The organism is Mesorhizobium sp. M7A.F.Ca.US.006.04.2.1 (assembly GCF_004022915.1).
Lineage (GTDB): Bacteria > Pseudomonadota > Alphaproteobacteria > Rhizobiales > Rhizobiaceae > Mesorhizobium > Mesorhizobium ciceri.
On record NZ_RZQA01001533.1, the window covers coordinates 1 to 655 of the forward strand.

The 655-nt window shown below is 63.8% G+C and carries 1 protein-coding gene and 1 pseudogene; both read left to right on the forward strand.

Annotated elements, in window-relative coordinates; translation table 11 throughout:
• The coding region (locus EN925_RS38565; RefSeq protein WP_164894816.1) for an alanyl-tRNA editing protein at positions 1–514 on the forward strand (514 nt) is incomplete at its 5' end.
• A 38-nt stretch (positions 515–552) separates the two neighbouring features.
• Positions 553–655 (forward strand): annotated as a pseudogene (locus EN925_RS41340) (sulfurtransferase); the annotation flags it as partial.

Sequence of the window (655 nt, forward strand, 5' to 3'; positions counted from 1 at the left end):
GCCGGCGCCGGAGCAAGCAGTGCCACAGGTCGGCGAGACGGTGAGGCTGGCCATCGACTGGGAACGCCGGCATCTCCTGATGCGCATGCATGCGGCTTGCCATTTGCTCACCGTCGTCTGTCCGTTTCCAATCACCGGTGCCGCCGTTTCCGAGGACGACAGCCGTGTCGACTTCGACGCTCCGGATGCCGGCTTCACCAAGGAGGACATCACCGCCGGGCTGATGGAGCTGGTGCGGGCCGATCATCCGATCTTTGTCAGGCTGATCAGTGACGAGGAACTGGCCGCCAATCCCGGCCTGGTGAAATCCAAGAACGTCCGGCCGCCGGCCGGCACCGGCAAGATCCGCCTGGTCTGTATCGGCGACAACGCCTCGGTGGACAGTCAGCCCTGCGGCGGCACCCATGTGAAGAGCACTGGCGAAGTCGGCGAAATCCACATCGGCAAGATCGAGAAGAAGGGCCGTGAAAACCGGCGCTTCCGCATCCGCTTTGGGCCGATGCCGGCAAACTGAACAGACAGTGATCGCCAAAAGGCGAGCAGGAGCACAAAATGGCCGAGGACAGCCCCTTCACCGTCGACGCAGACTGGCTGCAGCAACGTCTCGGCGAGCCGGGCCTGACGATCATAGACGCATCCTGGTATCTCCCGGCGC